Annotated in this window: 23 protein-coding genes and 1 tRNA gene; 14 read left to right on the forward strand and 10 right to left on the reverse strand. The window is 69.7% G+C overall.

Features of this window, described 5'->3' with window-relative positions:
* The first annotated feature begins 252 nt into the window (after positions 1-252).
* Positions 253-325, forward strand: a tRNA-Glu gene (locus ACGFIS_RS09355).
* A 41-nt stretch (positions 326-366) separates the two neighbouring features.
* On the opposite strand, the gene ACGFIS_RS09360 is transcribed toward ACGFIS_RS09355, so the two are convergent.
* Positions 367-1170, reverse strand: coding sequence for an SAM-dependent methyltransferase (locus ACGFIS_RS09360; protein ID WP_392970184.1), 804 nt, complete (start codon positions 1168-1170; stop codon positions 367-369).
* Positions 1171-1275: 105 nt separating this feature from the next.
* Complete coding sequence (locus ACGFIS_RS09365; RefSeq protein ID WP_392970187.1) at positions 1276-1839, reverse strand: hypothetical protein; 564 nt, start codon at positions 1837-1839, stop codon at positions 1276-1278.
* Between the two features lie 468 nt (positions 1840-2307).
* On the opposite strand from ACGFIS_RS09365, the gene ACGFIS_RS09370 reads away from it, so the two are divergent.
* The 6 genes from ACGFIS_RS09370 to ACGFIS_RS09395 all read left to right on the forward strand — a co-directional run bounded on the left by ACGFIS_RS09370 (position 2308) and on the right by ACGFIS_RS09395 (position 8714).
* Complete coding sequence (locus ACGFIS_RS09370; protein ID WP_392901609.1) at positions 2308-3363, forward strand: LacI family DNA-binding transcriptional regulator; 1056 nt, start codon at positions 2308-2310, stop codon at positions 3361-3363.
* Between the two features lie 89 nt (positions 3364-3452).
* Positions 3453-4421: an ABC transporter substrate-binding protein gene (locus ACGFIS_RS09375; protein ID WP_392901611.1), complete on the forward strand. Its 969-nt coding sequence runs from the start codon at positions 3453-3455 to the stop codon at positions 4419-4421.
* A 104-nt stretch (positions 4422-4525) separates the two neighbouring features.
* Positions 4526-6031 (forward strand): sugar ABC transporter ATP-binding protein, encoded by a 1506-nt coding sequence (locus ACGFIS_RS09380; protein WP_392901613.1) that lies wholly within the window; start codon positions 4526-4528, stop codon positions 6029-6031.
* Positions 6028-7095, forward strand: a complete 1068-nt coding sequence (locus ACGFIS_RS09385; RefSeq protein ID WP_392901616.1) for an ABC transporter permease — start codon at positions 6028-6030, stop codon at positions 7093-7095. Before ACGFIS_RS09380 ends, ACGFIS_RS09385 begins: the two co-directional genes overlap by 4 nt.
* Positions 7092-8123 (forward strand): galactofuranose ABC transporter, permease protein YjfF, encoded by a 1032-nt coding sequence (gene yjfF, locus ACGFIS_RS09390; protein ID WP_392901618.1) that lies wholly within the window; start codon positions 7092-7094, stop codon positions 8121-8123. The genes ACGFIS_RS09385 and yjfF overlap by 4 nt, the downstream gene beginning before the upstream one ends.
* A 99-nt stretch (positions 8124-8222) precedes the next feature.
* Positions 8223-8714, forward strand: a complete 492-nt coding sequence (locus ACGFIS_RS09395; RefSeq protein WP_392901620.1) for a YcxB family protein — start codon at positions 8223-8225, stop codon at positions 8712-8714.
* A gap of 64 nt (positions 8715-8778) precedes the next feature.
* On the opposite strand, the gene ACGFIS_RS09400 is transcribed toward ACGFIS_RS09395, so the two are convergent.
* The gene (locus tag ACGFIS_RS09400; RefSeq protein WP_392901622.1) at positions 8779-10005 is read right to left on the reverse strand and encodes a hypothetical protein; all 1227 of its coding nucleotides are present in this window, start codon (positions 10003-10005) and stop codon (positions 8779-8781) included.
* A 117-nt stretch (positions 10006-10122) separates the two neighbouring features.
* Here ACGFIS_RS09400 and ACGFIS_RS09405 point away from each other — a divergent pair, with 117 nt between their 5' ends.
* Entirely contained in the window at positions 10123-10548 is a 426-nt protein-coding gene (locus ACGFIS_RS09405) for a MerR family transcriptional regulator (protein ID WP_392901624.1), read from the forward strand.
* 140 nt (positions 10549-10688) lie between these two features.
* Complete coding sequence (locus tag ACGFIS_RS09410) at positions 10689-10901, forward strand: EF-hand domain-containing protein (protein ID WP_392901627.1); 213 nt, start codon at positions 10689-10691, stop codon at positions 10899-10901.
* 138 nt (positions 10902-11039) lie between these two features.
* On the opposite strand, the gene ACGFIS_RS09415 is transcribed toward ACGFIS_RS09410, so the two are convergent.
* Complete coding sequence (locus ACGFIS_RS09415; RefSeq protein WP_392901629.1) at positions 11040-11654, reverse strand: TetR/AcrR family transcriptional regulator; 615 nt, start codon at positions 11652-11654, stop codon at positions 11040-11042.
* 86 nt (positions 11655-11740) lie between these two features.
* Here ACGFIS_RS09415 and ACGFIS_RS09420 point away from each other — a divergent pair, with 86 nt between their 5' ends.
* The gene (locus ACGFIS_RS09420) at positions 11741-12646 is read left to right on the forward strand and encodes an oxygenase MpaB family protein (RefSeq protein ID WP_392901631.1); all 906 of its coding nucleotides are present in this window, start codon (positions 11741-11743) and stop codon (positions 12644-12646) included.
* A 90-nt stretch (positions 12647-12736) separates the two neighbouring features.
* A complete protein-coding gene (locus ACGFIS_RS09425; protein ID WP_392901633.1) occupies positions 12737-13837 on the forward strand; it encodes a biotin carboxylase N-terminal domain-containing protein in 1101 nt (366 codons plus the stop codon).
* A gap of 99 nt (positions 13838-13936) precedes the next feature.
* Here the strand turns inward: ACGFIS_RS09425 and ACGFIS_RS09430 are convergent, their stop codons facing one another.
* The 4 genes from ACGFIS_RS09430 to ACGFIS_RS09445 all read right to left on the reverse strand — a co-directional run bounded on the left by ACGFIS_RS09430 (position 13937) and on the right by ACGFIS_RS09445 (position 17051).
* Entirely contained in the window at positions 13937-14548 is a 612-nt protein-coding gene (locus tag ACGFIS_RS09430; protein WP_392901635.1) for a TetR/AcrR family transcriptional regulator, read from the reverse strand.
* Between the two features lie 320 nt (positions 14549-14868).
* Positions 14869-15741 carry a hypothetical protein gene (locus ACGFIS_RS09435; RefSeq protein WP_392901637.1) on the reverse strand — a complete coding sequence of 291 codons (873 nt, stop codon included), beginning with the start codon at positions 15739-15741 and terminating at the stop codon, positions 14869-14871.
* Between the two features lie 309 nt (positions 15742-16050).
* Positions 16051-16242 carry a DUF397 domain-containing protein gene (locus ACGFIS_RS09440; RefSeq protein WP_392901639.1) on the reverse strand — a complete coding sequence of 64 codons (192 nt, stop codon included), beginning with the start codon at positions 16240-16242 and terminating at the stop codon, positions 16051-16053.
* Positions 16233-17051: a helix-turn-helix domain-containing protein gene (locus tag ACGFIS_RS09445; RefSeq protein ID WP_392901641.1), complete on the reverse strand. Its 819-nt coding sequence runs from the start codon at positions 17049-17051 to the stop codon at positions 16233-16235. Before ACGFIS_RS09445 ends, ACGFIS_RS09440 begins: the two co-directional genes overlap by 10 nt.
* 137 nt (positions 17052-17188) lie before the next feature.
* Here ACGFIS_RS09445 and ACGFIS_RS09450 point away from each other — a divergent pair, with 137 nt between their 5' ends.
* The gene (locus tag ACGFIS_RS09450) at positions 17189-17578 is read left to right on the forward strand and encodes an ATP-binding protein (protein ID WP_392970190.1); all 390 of its coding nucleotides are present in this window, start codon (positions 17189-17191) and stop codon (positions 17576-17578) included.
* Between the two features lie 381 nt (positions 17579-17959).
* Here ACGFIS_RS09450 and ACGFIS_RS09455 read toward each other — a convergent pair whose 3' ends face one another.
* A complete protein-coding gene (locus ACGFIS_RS09455) occupies positions 17960-20014 on the reverse strand; it encodes an MMPL family transporter (protein WP_392901646.1) in 2055 nt (684 codons plus the stop codon).
* Between the two features lie 117 nt (positions 20015-20131).
* Positions 20132-20692, reverse strand: coding sequence for an ArsR/SmtB family transcription factor (locus ACGFIS_RS09460; RefSeq protein WP_392901648.1), 561 nt, complete (start codon positions 20690-20692; stop codon positions 20132-20134).
* 277 nt (positions 20693-20969) lie between these two features.
* On the opposite strand from ACGFIS_RS09460, the gene ACGFIS_RS09465 reads away from it, so the two are divergent.
* Positions 20970-21452, forward strand: a complete 483-nt coding sequence (locus ACGFIS_RS09465; RefSeq protein ID WP_392901650.1) for a helix-turn-helix domain-containing protein — start codon at positions 20970-20972, stop codon at positions 21450-21452.
* A complete protein-coding gene (locus ACGFIS_RS09470) occupies positions 21452-21592 on the forward strand; it encodes a hypothetical protein (protein WP_392901652.1) in 141 nt (46 codons plus the stop codon). Before ACGFIS_RS09465 ends, ACGFIS_RS09470 begins: the two co-directional genes overlap by 1 nt.
* The last annotated feature ends 56 nt before the right edge of the window (positions 21593-21648 follow it).

Below are 21648 nucleotides of genomic sequence, written 5' to 3' on the forward strand. Positions count from 1 at the left end.
CACCTTCCAAGAACCGCACCGGATCCGGCCTGGCCCAGTGCCCGCACATGGGATCGCCAGAGGTTGGCCCCTCCGTCCCATCGGCTGCCGCGCGAGACATTTCATCTGCGACGTCCGAGAAGCTGCATTGGCTAGGCGACCGGTGCGGGCCGGCATGCGGGGCAGCGTCGGCCAGGCCGAAAACGGGTCGAGGCGGGGGGTGGCGTCCGGTAGGGTGGACCAGGTCCGAGCGGGAGATCGCTCGGGTGTCCGGCCCCCGTCGTCTAGTGGCCTAGGACGCCGCCCTCTCAAGGCGGTAACGGCGGTTCGAATCCGCTCGGGGGTACATCGGCCGCAGATCGGATGATCTGCGGTTTTTTCATGCTCTCAGGGTTTGCGGCCCACGGCGCCGAAGGCGTCGACGGGGGTGCCGGCGCCGAGCGCGGTCGACTCGGGGCGCCACAGCGGGCAGGAGACCAGGCCGGGTTCGACCAGTTCGAGGCCGTCGAAGAAGCGGCCGATCTCCTCCGGGGAACGCAGCCGGTACGGGATGGAGCCACCCTCGTTGTAGTCGTTCTGGGCCTCCTCGACCGCCTCGCCGGCGACGACGCTCGTGCCGTCGTTGAGGGAGAGGTGGCTGCCGGACGGCAGCGGGTCCAGCAGCGCCCGGACGATCGAGCGGGCCTCGTCACCGTCCGGAACATGGCCCATGATCCCGCTCAGGATGAGCCCGACGGGACGCGTGAAGTCCAGGACCTTGGCGGCGACGTCCGAGATGTGGCCCGGGTCGTGGAGGTCGGCCTCGATGTAGTCGGTGTGACCCTCCGGCGTGCTGGTCAGCAGAGCCCGCGCGTGGACGAGCACCAGCGGGTCGTTGTCGACGTATACGACGCGGACGTCCGGTGCGACGCGCTGGGCGACCTCGTGCGTGTTGTCGACCGTCGGCAGGCCCGTCCCCACGTCGAGGAACTGGCGGACGCCCGCCTCGGCGGCCAGGTACCGGACCGACCGGGTGAGGAACAGCCGGGACGCGCGGGCGACGTCGACCACGCCCGGGAACGTCTCCCGGTACCGGTCACCGGCGGCACGATCGACCGGGTAGTTGTCCTTGCCGCCGAGCCAGTAGTTCCAGATTCGCGCCGAATGCGGCACGCTCGTGTCGATTCTGTCCATCGCCGCGTCTTCACCCATGGGGACTCCCTGAAAGAGCGGGCCGGGCCATCCATCTTGGGGGACGGGAACCTCCCTGCGGAAGTGCCACGTCCCGAAGAGGCCACGGACGGGGTGTGGACGTGATCACGCGCTGAGCGCGATCCGCTCTCGCCGGACCGGTGGCCCCTCGTGGCAGTGGGCACAGGTGGTTCGCCGCCGGTAGTAGTACGCCAGGGCGGCACCGGCGAGCAGCGGCCCCCAGAGGCCGAGTGGCACGAACACCACCGTGCCCAGCAGGTCGGCGTCGCCACTGGCGGTCTCCATGGCGACGAAGACGGTGAGGAGGGCGAGCATCACCGAAGCCGTGAGCGCTGCGAAGGTCGGCACGGCGACCGGGATGGAGCGGCCGTGGAGCGCGGGAACCCATCTCGGCCACACCTCGCCCCAGGGGCGGATGAGGCCACGGGTCATGAGCGCGCCGCCCTCCGAGGCGAAGCCGAGCAGGATCCCGGTGATCCAGACACCCCACCCCGCGTCCTCGGGGAACGCGACCGGCCAGGGCGTCAACCAGGTCAGGCGGATGAGCCCGTAAGGCAGGGGCATGAGCGCGGCGGCGATCGTGAGCTTGCGTCCCCAGCGGGCGGCGGACTCCGGGAGAGTCCAGGCGGCGCCGCACCGGCCGCAGATGGCGCAGCGGCCCCTGCTCACCCGGTATGACGTCACCGCAAAGGCGGCCCAGATGAGGCAGCCCGCCACGGCGAACAGGGCCCATGTCCCAGCCCGGCCGTCACCGCCGACCAGCTCATGGCCAACAGGGTGGTCCACCGATGTGCGTTCATGGTTCCTCTCCGATCGCGGGTGCATTTCATCCTCAGAGGGGACGGGATGCGGCACATCACCCGCGAGACCGAGCGAGGTCGGCCGGGTGGGGGAGTTCGGCTGGGACCCGACGGCGCGCCAGCTGATGCCGCGCGCCGTTCTCACGCCCTGACCTGTGTTAGCGCTATCGGTTTGTCCCGTCAATGCCCGCCCGGCTGCGAATCTTCAGGACGGGTGATTCGGGTTGATTCCCTGCTCTGTCGATGATCTGACGCGTGATTCGGGTGTCGGGGTATTGACAGCTGAACGCGTTATCGCAAACATTCCTGCAAGCGTGTTCGGCACCTGGAGGCCACGATGGGCGAGTCGACGGGCCGGCGTCCGGCCGATCGGGGCCCGGCCGAGGGGCGCCGCGTCCTCATGGAGGACGTGGCCGCGCTCGCCGGCGTCTCGGCCATGACCGTCTCCCGCGTCCTCAACTCGCCCGGGAAGGTGCGCGCGTCCACCCGCGCCCGGGTGCTCGCCGCGGTCCGCGCGCTGGACTACCGGCCGAATGTGGCCGCGCGGGTTCTGGTGACGGGGCGGTCGGGCGTGCTGGGCGTCGTCAGCTTCGACACGACGCTCTACGGCCCGGCCTCCACGGTGTACGGCATCGAGCGGGCGGCGCGCGAGAACGACTACCTGATCAGCATCGTCAGCCTGAGCGCGCTGAGCCGCCGGTCGATCGGCGAGGCCGTGGACAGGCTGCGCGGTCAGGCGGTCGACGGCATCATCATCGTGGCGCCGCACGTGTCGGCGGCCGAGGGGCTGCGCGACCTTCCCCCGGACCTGCCGATCGTGGTGGTCGGCGCGGCGGAGGAACTGCCCTTCCCGCTGGCGGCGGTCGACCAGCATGTCGGGGCGGTGCGGGCCACGCGGCATCTCCTCGACATGGGGCACGAGACGGTGTGGCATCTGTCCGGTCCGGCCGACTGGGTCGACGCCGGCGGCCGGGTGGCCGGCTGGCGTGCGGCCCTGGCGGCCGGGCGGTGCCGGGAACCCGACTCCCTGGTGGGGGACTGGTCCGCCCGGTCCGGCTATGACCTGGGCAGGATGATCGCTCATGACCCGTCCGTCACCGCGGTGTTCGCCGCGAACGACGCCATGGCCCTCGGCCTGCTGCGCGCGCTGCGCGAGGCGGGCCGCCGGATCCCCCAGGACGTCAGCGTGGTCGGCTTCGACAACGTCCCCGAGTCCCCGTACTTCTCTCCGCCCCTGACCACCGTCCGGCAGAACTTCGGCGAGGTCGGGCGGCACGCGTTCACCCTGCTGATGGACCGTATCGGCCGTCCCGACGCGGGCGGCGCCCACGGCCGGCGTGTCGTCGGCCCCGAACTCATCGTCCGCGAAAGCACCGCGGCCCGCCGCGCCTGATCCCCTGTCGTCCCCTCTCGTCCCGTACCGTCCCTGTCCGGAGATGTTAGCGCTAACATCACCGCTGTCCCTCGAAGGAGAAACCCCCGATGTTGCGAAGAATCCTCGCCGCGGCCGCGAGCACGGCGCTCGCCCTGACGGCACTGACCGCCTGCGGCGACTCAGGTTCCGGTTCCGGTTCCGGCTCGATCACCCTGGGCTTCTCCCAGGTCGGCGCCGAGAGCGGCTGGCGGACGGCGAACACCAAGTCGATCAAGGAGGAGGCCAAGGCCGCCGGGATCGACCTCAAGTTCGCCGACGCCCAGCAGAAGCAGGAGAACCAGATCGCGGCGATCCGCTCCTTCATCAAGCAGAAGGTCGACGTCATCGCGTTCTCGCCCGTCGTCGTCACCGGCTGGGACGCAGTCCTCAAGGAGGCCAAGGCGGCCGGTATCCCGGTCGTGCTCACCGACCGCGCGGTCGACTCCGACGCGTCCATGTACGTGACGTTCCTCGGCTCGGACTTCGTCGAAGAGGGCAAGAAGGCCGGCCAGTGGCTGGTGGAGGAGGTCAAGGACACCAAGGAGCCGGTGAACATCGTCCAACTGGAGGGGACGGTCGGCGCGGCGCCGGCGATCGACCGCAAGAAGGGCTTCGAGGAGGTCATCAAGGCCAACCCGAACCTGAAGGTGATCGCCTCCCAGTCCGGCGAGTTCACCCGCGCCAAGGGCAAGGAGGTCATGCAGGCCCTGCTGAAGGCCCACAAGGACATCGACGTCCTGTACGCGCACAACGACGACATGGGGCTCGGCGCGATCCAGGCGATCGAGGAGGCCGGGCTCAAGCCGGGCGAGGACATCAAGATCATCACGGTGGACGCGGTCAAGGACGGGATGAAGGCCCTCGCCGAAGGCAAGATCAACTTCATCGTGGAGTGCAACCCGCTCCTCGGCGGACAGCTCATGGACATCGTCAAGAAGGTGAACGCCGACGAGCCCGTCGAGCGGCGCATCATCACCAAGGAGACGGTCTTCGACCAGGCGGCCGCCGAGAAGGCCCTCCCGACCCGGAAGTACTGACCCCCGTGGCCCCCGCCGCGTCCGCCCGTCTGCCGCGGACGCGGCGGGAGCCGTCAGGGACGAAGCCAGGAAGCCGACGAAGCCAGGAAGAGAAGGAGGGCATCGTGGCTGAGCCCGTCCTGGAGGTCACCGGAATCTCCAAGCAGTTCCCGGGGGTGCGTGCGCTCGACGACGTGGCCTTCCGGTTGTTCCCGGGCGAGATCCATGCCCTCATGGGCGAGAACGGCGCCGGGAAATCCACGCTGATCAAGGTCCTCACCGGCGTCCACCAGGCGGACGCGGGCCGCATGACACTGGACGGTGAGGAGAGGCGGGTCCACGACCCGACGCACGCCCAGCGGCTGGGCATCAGCACCGTCTACCAGGAGGTCAACCTCTGCCCCAACCTGTCGGTGGCGGAGAACATCTTCATCGGCCGCGAGCCCCGCAGGTTCGGCCGGATCGACTGGCCGCGGATCCGGGGCAGGTCCGCCGAGCTGCTGGCCCGGCTCGACCTGGACGTCGATGTGGCCGCGCCGCTCGGCACGCAGTCCCTCGCCGTCCAGCAGCTCGTCGCGATCGTGCGGGCGGTCGACCTGGACGCCAAGGTCCTGATCCTGGACGAGCCGACGTCCAGCCTCGACCGCGGCGAGGTGGAGCGGCTGTTCGCGGTGATGCGGCGGCTCCGCGGGGACGGCGTCGCGATCCTGTTCGTCTCGCACTTCCTCGACCAGATCTACGAGATCTGCGACCGGGTCACGGTCCTGCGCAACGGCGGGCTGGTCGGGGAGTACCCGATCGGCGACCTCGGCCGGTTCGACCTGGTGTCCCGGATGACCGGCCAGGAACTGCACGACCTGGAGGAACTCGAAGAGGCCGCGCCCGCCATCACGCGCGGGAAGCGGCTGCTCTCCCTGGAGCGCGCCGGGCGGACCGGCGCGATCACTCCGGTCGATCTGGAGATCCACGAGGGCGAGGTCGTCGGCCTGGCCGGGCTGCTCGGGTCGGGACGTTCCGAACTGGCGCGGCTCGTGTTCGGCGCGGAGGCCGCCGACACCGGGCACGTCCGGGTGGGGGAGGAGACCGTCGCGCTGCGGACGCCGCGCGCCGCGATCGACCGCGGCATCGCGTTCTGCCCCGAGGACCGCAAGGGCGACGGCCTGGTCATGGACCTGACCGTCGCGGAGAACATCGTCCTCGCCCTCCAGGCGGCCCGCGGCTGGACGAGGCCGCTGCCGCCGAAGCGCCGGGACGAGTTGGTCGCCGAGTACATCAGGACGCTGCGGATCCAGCCGCCGTCCCCCGGTACGCCGGTCCGCAACCTCAGCGGCGGCAACCAGCAGAAGGTGCTGCTCGCGCGCTGGCTCATCACCCGGCCCCGGCTGCTGATCCTGGACGAGCCGACCCGCGGCATCGACGTCGGCGCCAAGACCGAGATCCAGAAGCTGGTCGTGTCCCTCGCCGACGACGGCATGGGCGTGCTGTTCATCTCCGCCGAACTGGAGGAGGTCCTGCGCCTCTCGCACAAGGTGGAGGTGCTGCGGGACCGCACGCTCGTCGCCGAACTCGCCAACGACGGGTCGCTCACCCCGGAGCGCCTCCTCGAGACGATCGCGAACGGAGCGTCATGAGCGTCATGAACCGCGCGAACCTGGCGCACCTGACGAGGCACCGGCTGTTCTGGCCGGTCGCGGTTCTCGTCCTGCTGCTGCTGGTCAACGCGGCCTTCACACCGGACTTCCTCACCATCAAGGTCCGGCAGGGGCACCTGTACGGCAGCCTGATCGACATCCTGCGGTTCGGCGCCCCGCTGATCATGGTGTCGCTCGGCATGACCATGGTCATCGCCACCGGCGGCATCGACCTGTCGGTGGGCTCGGTGGTGGCGATCAGCGGAGCGATGGCCTGCTACCTGATCAGCGAGGGGCACGGGCTGACCGTCGCGCTCGCGGTGAGCCTCGCGCTGTGCCTGGCGCTCGGGCTCTGGAACGGGCTCCTGGTCACCCGGCTGACGATCCAGCCGATCATCGCGACGCTCATCCTCATGGTCGGCGGACGCGGCATCGCCCAGCTGATCACCGGCGGGCAGATCATCACGATCGACCAGGACTCGGGCTTCTCCACGATCGGCGGCGGCCATCTGCTGGGGGTGCCCGTCGCGGTGCTCATCGTGGCGGCCGCCGTGGCCGCCGCGGCCGTGCTCGCCCGCAGGACCGCGCTCGGGATGCTGCTGGAGTCGGTCGGCGGCAACGCCGAGGCGTCCCGGCTCGTCGGCATCCGCGCGTCGGGGCTGATCGTGCTCGGGTATGTGTTCTGCGGGATGTGCGCCGGGGTCGCCGGGTGGATGATCGCCTCGGACGTGTCCGCGGCCGACGGCAACAACGCCGGCCTGTGGATCGAGCTGGACGCGATCCTGGCCGTGGTGCTCGGCGGTACGGCCCTCACCGGGGGACGGTTCTCCATCGCGGGCACCGTCGTCGGCGCGCTCATCATCCAGACGCTGGACACGACGATCTACACCGCGGGGATCCCGCCGCGCACCACGCTGGTGTTCGAGGCCGTCGTCGTCACCATCGTGTGCCTGCTCCAGTCCCCGGCGTTCCGCGCCAAGGTCGCCCGCCGCCGTCCCGGCCGTCCCGTTCCACCGCCCACGGACCCGCCCCCCGCGGACAAGAAAGTGGAGATCCCCGCATGACCACCGCGTTCGCCCTGCCCGCGGTACACCGCCGGCACGTCCCGGTCCTCGTCACGCTCGGCCTGTTCGTCCTGGCGTTCGTCACCGGGGCACTGCGGTACGAGAACTTCGGCACCGCCCAGGTCTTCGCCGACCTGTTCATCGACAACGCGTTCCTGCTCGTCGTCGCCATCGGCATGACGTTCGTCATCCTGAGCGGCGGCATCGACCTGTCGGTCGGGTCGGTCGTCGCCCTGTCGGGCATGCTGTGCGCGGTCGGAACGTCGAGGCTCGGCGTGCCCGGACCGCTGGTGATCGTGGTCGTGCTGCTCGTCGGGACGGTGTTCGGCGCCGCCATGGGCTACGTCATCCACGCCTTCGAGATCCAGCCGTTCATCGCCACGCTCGCGGGGATGTTCCTGGCCCGCGGCCTGTGCTTCACCATCAGCGAGAAACAGATCTCCATCGAGAACGGCTTCTTCGACGGCGTCGCGCTCAACCGGATCACCGTGCCCGGCGACGTCCGCGTCTCCGCGGGGGCGGTCATCGCCCTGGTCGTCTTCGCGGTCGCCGTGTACGTCCTGCACTGGACGCGGACCGGCCGCAACGTCTACGCGATCGGCGGAGGAGAGCAGTCCTCGCTGCTGATGGGGCTGCCCGTCGCCCGCACGAAGATCCAGGTGTACGCCATCAGCGGGTTCTGCTCGGCCCTCGGCGGCGTCCTGTTCGCCTTCTACACCCTGTCCGGCGACGGCCTGCACGCCGTCGGCATGGAACTCGACGCCATCGCAGCCGTCGTCATCGGCGGCACCGTCCTGACCGGCGGCTCCGGGTACGTGTTCGGCACCCTGCTCGGCGTCCTGGTCCTGGCCGTCATCAAGACCATGCTGACCTTCGAGGGCACGCTCAGCTCATGGTGGACGCGCATCGCGATCAGCGTCCTCCTGTTCGCCTTCATCGCCTTGCAGCGCCTGGTCGGCACCCGCAGACGAGCCCGCTCCGCCTCCACACACGAGCCGGTGACCGCCGAACACAAGCCGGCGGTCTGAACGCGTCGTGCGGCTGCCGCCGGGACAGCCGCACGACGCGGTTTGCCGTGGCCGTCGGTCCGGTGAATGATGTCCAACGCATCGGACGAAGGCGGCCAGATGGACATCACGATCAGATACGAACCCTCTACGGATGAGGTGGCTCGGGCGCTGCGTCTGGGCCTCAAGCGGCAGCTCAGGGTGGTCTACCTGGTGGTACTACCGACGGTCCTGGTCGCGGCGGGACTGGTCTGCTTCCTGATCGGCGACGTCTTCATCGGCGTCGGCATGCTCGTCGCGGCGGCCGCGGCCCCGATCGCGGCGATCGCGGCGACCCGGGCGATTCGCCGGCTCGCCGCGCGGCAGCTCACCTACCTCTGCGTGCCCACGACGCTGCACGTCACCGATGACGGGTACGAGACCCGCACCGACCAGTACACCGTCAAGATGACGTGGTCCATGTTCAGCCGGGTCGAGACGACACCGGAGTTCTGGCTGTTCTTCATCAACAGGCAGATCGCGGCGTTCCTCCCCAAGAACGCCTTCGACGGCGAGCAGCAGGCCGAACTCGGCGGGTTCTTCGCCGCGTGGGAGAACGCGAAGGCCGCCTGAGCCCGGCCCCGGCGCCGCTGGACCGCCGGCGGGTCACTTCACGGCCGGTCACTTCACGGGCCGGTCACTTCACGAAGAGCGGCAGGGACCTGCGGGGTTCGAACCGGAACGCGGCGCCCTTGCTGATCTTCGTAACCGCGACCTCTCCGGACTCCGGAGCGGCGGTGCCCGTCAGGACGACCCGCGCCGTCCAGTCGGTGGCGGTGCCGGTCATCTCGACGTCCAGGTAGGGGTTGACCGCACGGACGATCGACCGCAGGGCATCGGGTTCGCCGGGCGTGCAGAGGGGCAGCCAGCCGCCGTCCCGGTGCGCCGGCGACGACGACACCGTGATCGACTCTCCGTCCCGGCTGAGGCCGACGTACGGTGCCGGGTTCATCAGCGGGTGCAGTTCGATGACCTGGGCCGCGTCCTGCGGGGTGTCCGACAGGCCGAGCGCCCGGTGCAGGCGCTCGGCGGCCACCCCGGCGTGCCCGATGAGCTGGCGCAGCGCGACCCGGTGGAACACCTGCTCGTCTTCTGCAGCACGCTGCCGTACGGCCAGCTGGAACGAGAGATTCAGCAGATGCTGCTGCAGGACCACCTCGTCGGCCATGCGGACCAGCGCCGAATGGGAGAAGGCCCCGAAATCGAGGTCGTCCACCAGGGGGCCGCTGTAGTCGCTCAGACCGTCCTGGGCGGGATCGATGTCATCGAGGACGAGTGAGGCGGCGTGCGAACGCTCGTTGACCGCCAGAGCCGGGATCGCCTCGACGCCGGGTGAGTCCGGGTTGATCTCCACTGTCCAGGCGCAGTGCGGGTGCTTGTCGGCCGGTTCGCGCGGCGGGCGGTGGATCGGCCGCATCTGGGCCTTCGGGTTGGTGGCCACGGCGGTGGCGTCGAACGTGGGGTCCTCGATGTCGTGGCACATGTTCTTGACCATGCCGGGGCCCATCGGCTCGACGTCCAGCAGCGCTCCGCAGTGGTCCAGGTGGAACGCCCCGTGCCACGGGTCGGTCACGCTGTAGCGGAAGTCCATGAACTGCGGCGGCGCACCGATGTCCAGCTGCATTCCCTTGAAGATCGTGGGCACGTCGTCGCCCTCGAACCGGAGGGCCCTCTGCATCCGCCGCGTGTAGATGGGACTGGCGCCGGCCCATTCCTCGATGGCGATCTGCGTCATCTGGTCCTGGCCCCATGCCTCCAGGCAGAACGGCATCCCCGCCCGGTCGATGAGGTGACCGATGAGCAACAGCTCCGGGACCAGCGTGGTGAGCTGGTCGCGGCTCAGGCGTGCGTAGCGGCTGGGCATCAGGTCCCCTCCAAAGGTGTACCGCCCGCAATATAGACAGTAGATCAGACAACTGTCCAGGTCTCCCGGAGTAGAGACGGTCGCCGGTGAACGGCTTCAAGTACGCTTGACGTCACCATGGCGGACGAGCGGTTGACGATCGGGGAGCTGGCGAGCCGTACCGGTGTCGCCACTTCCGCCCTGCGCTACTGGGAGGAGCTCGGCCTGCTGCCGGCGCCGGTCCGTGTCTCGGGCAGGCGGCGTTATGCGCCGGCGGCGGTCGGGCAGGTCGGCGTGATCCTGCTGTTGCGCGATGCCGGTTTCACGCTGCGCGATCTCAAAGCGCTCCTCGACCCCGGTTCATCGGCCGGCGGTTGGCGGGAGCTGGCCCAACGCAAGATCACCGAGCTTGATCGACGGATAGCCGAGGCCCAGGCGGCGCGGATCGCCATCACCCATTCCTTGGACTGCCCGCACGAGGACGTCTTCGACTGCCCCCACTTCGCCGGCAAGGTCGCGGCCCGCCTGGCCGGTACATCCCTCGAAGAGGCTCACCGCCACTGACCTCGACATGCCGCGCCGCAGTTCGGCCCCTGGGCGACGCGGCGCGGCCGCGCGCGGATTCATGGACCGAGCCGGACGGCCCGCGGTCTCCTCGAGAGCCCCCTCTACGCTGTCGGGGGAACCGACGATTGGAGCAATCCATGGGCAAGCATGAGAACCCCGATACCGATCATCTGGCCGAGTTCCGCTCGCTCGACACCGACGGCTCCGGCTACCTCGGCCGGGACGAGCTCATCGCCGCGTTCGCCGCGTCCGGCGACCCTCGTTCCGTCGAGGAGATCGACGCCTACATCGCCACCGCCGACAAGAACGCCGACGGCGAAATCTCCTACAGGGAGTTCCTCGCCGACTGATCACGGTGAAACGCCCAGGGCCTTGACGTGCCTGGGCTGGTGCGGTGCATGCGCTGGACGCAGCCTGCATAGCCCACGCCCATGCTCTGCCGAAGGCGGCGCCCGACCGCCCGGTGCGTGCCGTGGGCGTGGGACGGCTCATGAACGCTCTGATTCCGGCGGGGGAGCGAGGACGGGGAGCAGCATGTCCTCCAGGAGCCGGTCGAGGTCGGTCGGGGGCGGTGCGATGGTGAGCATCACGAAGACCCGCAGAATCCAGTGCGCGAGCGCGTCGGGGTCCTGGCGGCGGATGCTGCCGGCGTCCATCAGGGCCTGGTAGAGCGGGGCCAGCATCCGCGCACCCTGGTCGAGCATGGCGTTGGCGTGGGAGGTGAACGCACGGCCGACGAAGTCGGGTTCGTCCTGCAGGAGCTTGCTCAGTATCGGGTTCGACCATGCCTGGCGCACCAGCGCGGCGAGCGGCCGGAGGATCACTTCGGGGCCGTGGGCGCCGGCGAACAACTCCGGAAGCGTGTCGTAGAAGGCGTGCAGGTCTCGCGACGCCAGAAGCCAGGCGGCGTTCTCGACCGAACCGAGCTGCCGGTACACGGTGCTGCGCGACACGCCCATCTCGCGGGCGATGTCGGCCATCGAGCAACGGGACAGGCCGTACCGGGTCAGGCAGGTGGCGGCGGCTTCCAGGAACGGCCGGACCTTCTCGTCCGGTGGCGGAGGCAGACGTTCGACGAGGCCAGGTGGGGTCGGGACGCTCACGGCGGTCATTATGCCGTCACCTGGGTCTGGACGCTTGCAACATTCTTGTGTCATTGTTGCGACCCAGAAAGGGGAGGAGGTCTCGGATGACGACACCTGAAGCCTTCACCGGTCTGCCGGGTGCCCCATCGGCCGGCGACGCGCCTCTGGGGCCCGAGTCGCTGCTCTGGCGAATCGCCGGCGACCTGCGCGCCGCCGTGCCGGGCGGCGCCACCGGACTGCTGCAGCTCATGTATCCGCCGCTGGGGACGGCCGTCGCCGAGGAGTCGGGCTTCTTCGACGACCCGTTCGGCCGGATCTGGCGGTCCGTTCCGCAGATCTGGGCCACCATCTTCGAGCCGGACGGGGCGGACCGCGCGCGCCGGATCCGCGATCTGCATCTGGACATCAAGGGTGTGGACTCGGCGGGCCGCAGATTCCACGCCCTCGATCCCGAAACCTTCTGGTGGGCGCATGCCACCTTCACCTGGCACATGTTCCGTACCGCGGAGCTGTTCCTCCCGGCCGGCATGCTGGCTCCGGCCGACCATGAGCGGCTCTACCGCGAAACCGTCACCTGGTACGAACGCTACGGCGTGACGACGCGTCCGGTTCCACCCGACTACGGCTCGTTCCAGGACGCGTTCACGGCCTTCTGCGCCGAACGTCTGGAGCTGACGCCCCCCGCCGCGCGATGCATCCAGATCGCCCGCACCGAGGGCGTCGGCGCGGTGCCGTTCGTGCCGAGGTTCGTCATCCGCATGCACCGGCCGATCCTGCGGCCGTTCGGCACGCTCGTCGCGATCGGCTGCCTTCCCGAGCCGGTCAGGGACCGTCTCGGCATCGAATGGTCCGCCCGCGAGCAGCGCCGGTTCGACCGGATGGCGACGATGATCCGCGTGACGCTCCGTCCGCTGCCACGCCGCGTCAACCGGTGGACCCTGCTGACGGCGATGAGGATCATCGGAGCCAAGACGCGCCGCGAACGCTACCGCCCGCACCCGAGGGAGTGACGGTCGCCCACGAGCCGAACCACCCGGCCGGGGCCGCTTCCGCACCGACGAAGCCGGGTCACGAACCAGACCGACTACGGGCAGGGCGTCATGAGCCGTACGCTGCTGATCGCAGACCAGGGCAAGACCGCCATCCGGATAGCGCAGGCCGCCGCCGATCTGGGGTGGCATCCGTTCGCACTGCGAGAGCTCCTCGAAGAACATCCGCAGGACCCGCGCCGCGTCGAGTCGGACGAAGCCGGATCGCGAAACCGCCGGCATGCCGCCGCCGAACGAATCCTGTGGGCGGCCGCGCGGGCGGACGCCGGCCTTGTCCACCCGGGACGAGGGGCGCTCAGCCGGGACGCGGGGTTCGCCCGCCGCTGCGCCCGCCATGGGCTGACGGTGGTCGGGCCGCCCGCGGGCGTTCTGAAGATCGTCAATGATCGCGGTCTCGTCCGGTGCCTGGCCGACGCGGTGGGCGTACCGGTCGCGCCCGGGCCGCCGGGCCCCGTCTCCTGGGATGACGCCGAAGAGTTCTTGGCCGCCCTGCAGGGGCGGGCGGCCCTGATTCGTCCGGTGTCCAGCCGCGGCCCACAGGGCGGACACGTGGTCACCGGCCGCGCCGACCTGGACCGGGTCCATGCCCGGCTGGCCGGAACGGGCTCGCCTCCGGAGAGTACGGAGGTGTACATCGAGGAGTTCCTGGAACAGGCCGGCCGCGTGGAGGTTCAGATCGCGGGTGACGGACGGCAGGTCGCGCACCTGTGGGAGCGGCAGCCGCTCCCACGCCGCACGCACCGAACCGGATGGCTGGCACCGGCCGGCGGACTCGCCGCCTCCACACGCTTCCTGCTGCTCGACGCTGCACTGCGCTTAGCCGACGCGGTCGCCTACCGCGGCGTGGGCACGATGACGTTCCTGCTGACGCCCAGCAGGCGCTTCTACTTGACCGGCGTCGATCCGCGCCTGCACAGCGGCCATTTCGTCACCGAACGGCTGGCCGGACTGGATCTGTTCGCCGCACAGTTGCGGTTGGCGCGCGGGGACACGGTCGGTGACCTCGGCCTGGAGGAGAACCTGCGCGCATCGCTTCCCCTGCCCGAACAGACCGACCGCGACCGTGGCGGACAGTGTCGACCCCGCGGCCTCGGCCGCAGCCGCGGCAATCCTTCGAACTGGGGGAGGACCGGTGGCCGGGCCTTGGGCTGACGCGGCGTTTCCTGCCGGGCGCCTCATCCGGTGTCCGGCAACCGCGGATTCGAGGACCGGCGGCGGGCGACCGGGACGTGGCCCTCGGGCCCGCCTGCTTCAGCGTCCGTTCCCGAGGCCCCTCCACAGCAGGCGCATCGCTCCCTCGACGATTATCTCCCTGGGCATGTCGGGCTGGTCCTCCCACCAGTGCGCGACGCCGTCGAGGCCGCTGATGATCAGCTCGACCATCGCGTCGGCGATCGGGTCGCCCGGTGTCACGCCCATCGCACGGATGTCCTCGGCCAGCAAGGCCGTCACCGCGTGTGTGCGCGATTCGCGCATGCCCTCTCGGACGATGCGGATCTCCGGATCGTTCTCGTCGGTCCGGTCGAACAGCAGGCGCCGGGCATCCGGGCGGCTCTGGGCGAAGCTGAAATAGGCGTCGATCGTGGAGCGCATCCGATCCTCGGCGGACCCGGAGCCGGTGATGCGGGACCCCACGTGCTCGACCAGTGCCGCGTTCTCTTCCTGCATGACCGCCAGAAGCAGCACCCGCTTGGACGGAAAGTGGTCGTACATCACCGTCCGCGCCACCCCGGCGGCCGCGGCGATCTCACCCAGCGAAACACCGTGATAGCCCTTCGCGGCGAAGGCCCTCAACGCCGCCGCCATGATCAGAGCTCTCCGTGCCGGTGCCCGCAGCCGCGGCTTGGGACTGGCGTCAGCCACCCTCGCGGCTCCTTTCGTCAGCTCGGCGCAGGAACGTGCCGCTGTCGCCGGCTTCGCCGTTCCCGCGTCAAGATGCCCAGAGTACCGACACGGCCCCAGCGGTGGCGAGTCCGGTGATCTCGACGATGAAACCGGGTGACAGCGGCCCGGGCCAAGAACGACCTGGCGCGGTTGCGGCCGGATCTGTGAAGAGGGCGGCGCGCCGGACCCAGCGGCCGAGCTCGTCGATGCGAGATCGGCAAGCGGGGACTGCCTGTTGTTCGTGAAGTCCACGGTCCTGATGCCCACTGTGCTCTCGGGAGCCTGTCGGGCTGGAGGGATCAGTCGAGGAGCTCGTCGGCGGTGTCGACGACGGCGGCGCGCTGGACCCAGCGTTCGAGCTGGTCGGTGTCGGTGCAGCTCGTGATGCGCTCGCGGATGTCGTCGGGGACGTCGATGCCGCGTGCTTGCAGGAACAGGAGCACCGACTTCGCTTCGCCTCTGGCTTCCCCTTCGGCTTGGTGGGTTTTGGCGAAGTCCGACTGCCACTCGTAGTCGGCGATGTTCATCGTTCCCTCCAGGACCTTGCGGGCGGGCTCAGAGAGCTGTGTCATCAGGTAGTCATAGTACAAGCGGCCGTTGTCGCCGCCGTGTTCGTGGATTTCATCGAGGGCGGCCTTCACGCTGGTCAGGACCGCTTTGGTGTGGGGTCCGCCAGTGGCCGCGTGGGCGGGGGCGCTGAGGATGGCGAGTTCGGGAAGCCGGCGGGCTTGGGCGGGATCGGTGACGGGCGGGAGCATGCCGGGGTGGACGGTCAGGGGCTTGAGAACCCAGCCTGGGTGTCCCATGTCGATCGGGGCGCCGCAGCTGCGTGCGCCGGCCTGGTCACGGCAGAACACCAGGAGCGTCACCGGGCACTTGCGGCGGTTTCGCAGTAGCGCCAGGTAGGCGGGCCAGCTATAGAGCTTGTCCGCTTTGAAGCGGAGCTGCGATTCCACGACGACGCCGTGGGTGGGCCTCTCTGGGTCGTCCAGGAGCACCGTGGCGTCGCAGCGCAGCTCGGCGGGGTTCAGGCCCGCGTAGGACTCGGAGGTCAGCGTGGCCAGCCCTTCGTCGGGCATGTCCAGGCCGAAGACGGTCCGCATGATCGTCGGGACGAGCCGCGGTCGGTTGCGGACCATCTCCAGCGGCAGCTCGTGTTCACTCGTCGGCATGGCGAGCAAACTACCAGTAATCAATTGGTCGCGTGCTGTTAATGCCCGGCTTGGGTTGCGGGAGGCGGAGGGCGGCTTGAAAGGCGCTGCGGCCTGGGGTGCGTTCGGGCGGTGTGGTGGGAGCGGACGACGGCAGGCCGGAGTCGGGTCTCGGCTGTCTGGTGCGGGCGCGCCGGTCGCCGGTCGTCCGGTGGACGGTGATCAGCCCCCTGGCCCTCGGTCGTGAGGGGCAGAGGGCCGGGGGATCGGTCGGCGGGGCCTCGGACGTTCGCGGAGGCCGCCGCCTGGACGAGGGTCGTCGTGGATGGTCTAGCGGGTCGCGGGGGCGGCCGCTTGGACGGCCGCGCGAAGCGCCGCGCCGGTCACCAGCAGGACGGGCCCATCCGGGTCTTTGCTGTCCCGCACGGCCACAGCGTCCGGGAGCCCCGCCAGTTCGACGCAGTCACCGCCGTTGGAACCGCTTCGGCTGCTCTTGTGCCACTTGGCGTTCTTCAGGTCCATTTCTCTTGGACCACCTTTCTGATGAACTCGCGCGACATCTGTTCCGTGAGTGCCTGCGAGCGAAGGACGACAAGGGTCTTCGCCAGGACGGACAGGTCTGCGGGGTCGTCTGTCGTGATCGGGCGTACGGCCGTCTCGATATACGCGACCTCGCTTCGATCGTCCATCGTCGCGACCACGAATGCGCCCATGTTGCCATCGTGCTCGCCACTTCCCAAGACTACTTGAACCGTGACATTGGGCAACATGCTCATCTCGATGAGGTGTTCGAGTTGTTCCCTCATGGTCTCGGGAGTGCCGACCGGGTTGTGGAGCGCGTATTCGTTGATCAGGATCACGTACGTGGGCACGGATGCCTCGTCGTCCCCGGGGGCCTTGGTGAGGATGGCCTGCCGGGCGATCCTCGCGTCCGCAGCGGCCTGGTTGTTGTGCAGGATCGCGAGTGCGTAGGCGGGAGTCTGGACCAGGCCGGGGATCACGGAATGCTGCCAGGTGATCAGCATCGCTGCGTCAGCTTCCATTTCCGGCCAATCAAACCAAATCGGCACTGGTCGGCCGTCCTTGTTCAGGTCCTCCCACAGGTTGAGGAGTGAGCCACCTGCCTCCAGGTGATCGTCCACGATCTGCACGAAGGATCGTGAGGCACGCCTCTTACCGGTCTCGATACGGCTCACCTGTGCACCGCTCATCTTCGTGAGATGGGCGATGGTCTCCTGCTTGACCTCCTTGGCCTCTCGCATTCGGCGCATCTGGCGTCCGAAGGCGACGAGGGCGGGGGCTTCTCGGGGGCGTTGGCGCCTTGGGGGCATGGCTCCTACCTCTCGGGGGTAATTACCAGGCTTCGCCAGCGGCTTCCCAGTCACCACCAGTTGCGCCCGGTAAGCACACCGTAACCCGGATTCTGGCTCACTGTGTGTTGTACGACACACACAGTGAGGAGAAGCTGGTGGGCGAGGCGGTGCACGGCGAGATGACGGTCAAACGGGACCTCAAGGCCGTGGCGGAGGTGCGCAGGTTCATCCGGCTCGTGATGGGCGGCTGGGACGTGGACGACTTCGTCCCGTGCCTGATCGCGAGCGAGCTGGTCACCAACGCGATCCGGTACGCGACGACCGCCGACGACGAGGTGATCTTCCGCATCGGACGCACCGGCGACGGTGCGGTGTGGGTGGAGGTTCAGGACTCCACGTGCGGCATGCCGCGCATCGAGAGCGCGGACATCAACGGTGAGTCGGGCCGTGGCCTGTTCGTCGTGGAGCAGTTCACCCGATGCTGGGGTGCCCGGCCGCTGGCCGGCGACGTCGGCAAGGTCGTCTTCGCGGTCCTCAATCCGTGAAGAAAGGCGGAGGGACGGCCCCCCGACCGTCCCTCCGCGCCCCGGCCGAAATCCTCTCAGCCGTGACGCGCCCCATGCCCTGGCGCGGGGGTGATGTTGGTTGCTGGCTCCTTCTGGGTGAGGCGTTGGATGATGGGCTGCACCTGGTCGGCGGACAACCTGAAGGCGTGCACCTGGCCGGATTCCCGTTTCGCCTGCGCGGCGAACAATGCCCTTTCGAAGACGGCGGCGGTGCCGTCCTTGACGGCGTAGTCTGCGCCGTCCTCGCCCGACCACCAGCGAAGGGGGAGCGGCGGCTCGTTTTCTCGCTCGCGTCCTTCATCAGGCGCAGGGTTCCCGCCAGGACGTTCGGTGCGTTCTGGCCGTCCGGCCTTTCCTTTGTCAGTGATGTGCTACTTCCCTGGGCCGTTTCTGGGGTGGGGCCTTGGTGTGGTGGGCGGGCCACCAGAAGCGGGGGCCGGTGTCCAGGGCCAGGGCGGGGACGATGACGGAGCGGACGAAGAAGGTGTCGATGAGGACGCCGACGGACACCAGGACGCCGATCTGCACCATCATCGTGACCGGCATGATGCCGAGGGTGCCGAAGGTGGCGGCCAGGACCAGGCCGGCACTGGAGATGACGCCCCCGGTCACGCCCAGGCCGCGCAGGACGCCGGTGCGGTGGTCGCTGCGTCCCACTTCTTCGCGGACGCGGGAGACGAGGAACAGGTTGTAGTCCACGCCCAGCGCCACCATGAACAGGAAGCCCATCAGGGCGACCTGGGTGTCGACGGCAGGGAAGCCGAAGGCGTACCGGAACAGCAGCCAGGACGCGCCGAGGGCGGCGAAGTAGGACGCGACGACCGTGGCGATCACCAGGAGCGGGGCGACGAGGGCGCGGAGGAGTGCCATCAGGATGAGGAGGACGACGCCGAGGACGAGCGGGATCACGACGCGGCGGTCGTGGGACTGTGCGTCGGCCAGGTCGATCTCCATGGCGGTGCTCGCGCCGAAGATGGCGTCCGGGATGGTCTCGCGGAGGCCGCGGACGGTGTCCTCGGCCGCATCGCTGTCGGGTGGGTCGGTGAGGACGACGCCGAGGTTCGTGAGGCGGCCGTCGGTGGAGGGCAGGGGGTCGCCGACGCGGGCCACTCCGGGTGAGTTCTGGAGCGCGGTGGTCACGGAGGCCGTGTCCTGCTGTTCGGTGATGACCTGGAGGGGGCGTCCCTGTCCGCCGGGGTAGTGCTCGGCCAGGGCACGTTCGCCGATGACGGAACTCGGTGTGGTGGTGAGGAAGTCGGCTCGGTCCAGCCCGGTGTTGATGCCCAGGGCGGCGGTCGAGAGGGCGCCGAGGACGGCGAGGCCGCCGATCCAGATCAGGCGGGGGCGGGCGGCGATGCGGTGGCCGATGCGGTCCCAGGCGCCGCGGGCGGGCGGGCCGTCGCCGTAGCGGGGGATGCGGGGCCAGAAGATCCAGCGTCCGAAGACGACGAGGAGGGCGGGCAGCAGGGACATGACGACGACCAGGCCGCCCAGCACGCCGATGGCGCCGATCGGGCCGAGCGCGTAGTTGAAGCCCATGTCGGCGGCGAGCAGGCACAGCAGGCCGAGGGACACCGTCGCGGCGGACGCGGCGATGGGGGCGGCGGCGCGGCGGAGCGCGATCGCCATCGCGCGGTGGCGGTCGGGGTGGCGCCGCAGTTCCTCGCGGTAGCGGGCGAGGAGGAGCAGCGCGTAGTCGGTCGAGATGCCGAAGACCAGGGCGTTCAGGATGGCGGACATCCCGTCCGCCACGTAGAGGCCGGCGTGCTCGCCGAGGAGGTAGACGACGGCGCCCGCGACCTGCAGGCCGATCGCCGCGTTCACGATCGGCAGCAGCCACAGGACGGGGCTGCGGTAAGTGAGCAGCAGGACGGCCGTGACGACGAGGATCGTGATGATGAGGACCGGCTTCTCTAGGTTCTCGAAGGCGTCGCCGACGTCGAGCGCCGAGCCGGCCGGGCCCGTCAGGTGGACTTCCAGGCCGGGTGGTGCGCCCGCCCGGGAGGTCTCGCGGAGTTTCCCGGCCTTGTCGCTGAGGGTGTCGTCGTCAGTGAGAGGCACGTTCAGCATGAGCGCCTTGCCGTCGCGGGACGGCTGCGGCGGGTCGATCGTCGCGGCGGCGATGGGGGTGAGGGCGCGGCGGTCGGCCTCGGCCTTCGCGCGGTCGCCGGGTGTGATGCCCGAGGGGCGGACGTAGGCGATGATGCCGGGTGCCAGTTCGCCGCCGGGGAAACGGGACGTCAGTTCCTCCACCCGGGTCGCCTGGGCGCCGCGGGGGAGTTCGGCCGATGAGTTCGCCTCGACGACGTCCGGGAGGCGGCTCGCGGCCGGGACGGCCAGGATCGTGATCACGACCCAGGCGAGAAGGACCGCCCATTTGAGCAGGCGGGGCGATCGTTTGCGCGAGAGCAGCATGAGGTGCTCTCCTTTCCGGTGGGGGTTTCGTGTCGCGTGCGAACACACCTTTCCGGCGTGGTGATGCGGGGCTTCCACCCGTCCGGGCCGCCGAGCGGCAACTCGGCGGTCCGGGCTCTAGACCTCCGGGAACGCCAGGAACCTGGCGTGGAGGGTGCGCGCGTCCGGCGGCGGGTCGTCGTCGGAGTGTTTGAAGCGGTAGAGGAGCGCGATGTACTCCTCGAAGAAGGGCCGCACTTGCTCCGGCGTCAGCGTGATGGTGGAGAACGAGAAGAGCAGGGCGTCCGCCCATGGGCCCATCTCGTCACGTCCCTCCTGGAAGCGCGTGAGCGCGTCGAGTTCGTTCGCGAGCTCCAGGCGGGTCAGGTCCTCCACGGCCTCGCGCATCTGCGGCGACTGCTCGCTGTACGGGGGGAGCCGCCGATCGGCGGGCACCGCCCGCCACCAGCGCTCCCGGCCGCGCGCCAGCTCCGGCGCCTCCTCGACGAACCCGTGCTTGGCGAGCTGCCGCAGGTGGTAGCTCGTCGAGCCGGTGCTCTGCCCCAGCTCGCGGGCGAGGGTCGTGGACGAGACGGGACCGCGCCGCATGATCTCGGCGATCCGCCGCCGCAACGGGTGCGCGAGCAGCCGCACCTGCTGCGGATCGGTGATCGCCCTGGGCGCCGGCTGATCCTTCATGCTCACGACGCTAGAAGTTACAAAGGACCTTTGCAACGGTTCTTGGCAAAGTTCACCGTGGAGGAGGAGTAAGGGGAGGAGGGGCCAAGACCTGAGAAGGAGGAGGCGTCTAGTCCCGGCGGCTCTTTTCCGTCGTTGCCCGATTCGCCCGGACGGGCGCGGTCGTGTGGCAGGGCACGAATCGCAGGCCCCGCGGCTTTCGGAGGGCGCGTGTGTCGTTGGCGGACGAGCCCGGCCGTGGTCAACTAAAGTCACTGAGGTCGGTGGGAGGGGAACGATGCGCGATCGCATGCTCGAGGTGTCGCCGGGGGCGACGCTGGCCGAGAAGGTCGAATGGCTGATCCGGAACCTGTGGCCGGCCGATGCCGGGCCGCCGCGCAACAACGTGGAGACGGCCGCCGCCATCGCGCGCGCCACCGGCGGGGACATCTCGTCCACCACCGTGTGGAAACTGCGCACCGGACGCCAGGAGAATCCGCAGCTCAAGACCCTCACGGCGCTCGCCACGTTCTTCGGCGTGCCGATCGGGTTCTTCGGCTTCGCCAGTGAGTCCGGCCCCATCGGCGACGACCTCACGCTCAAGGCGCTGGGCAGGGACGTGGAGCACGGCGTCATCCGGCCCGAGGTGCTGCGCGCCCTCGTCGACCTGTCCCCGGAGGCCCGCTGGGTCGTCGACGAGATGATCCTCGGCGCCGCCGCCGCCGACCGGCAGCGGAACGGCGGCGCGGCGCACGAAGGACCCGGCCGGGAACGCGCCTAGTGCCGCTGTTCGGACGGCCGGACGGCCGGACGGCCCGCCGGACCGCCGACCGCCCTGGACGCGGCGCCTCGGTGGTCGCCGTCGCGGCCGCGGCCTTCTCCGTGGTGCTGGGCAGCGGCATCGCGCTCGCCGCGTCCTGACGTCCGCGCTCAGGCGGACGGCTTCCCGATGAGCGTGATCATGCTTGCTCCCCGTC

Origin of the sequence: Spirillospora sp. NPDC048824, from assembly GCF_043198455.1 — a bacterium.
Taxonomy (GTDB): Bacteria; Actinomycetota; Actinomycetes; order Streptosporangiales; family Streptosporangiaceae; genus Spirillospora.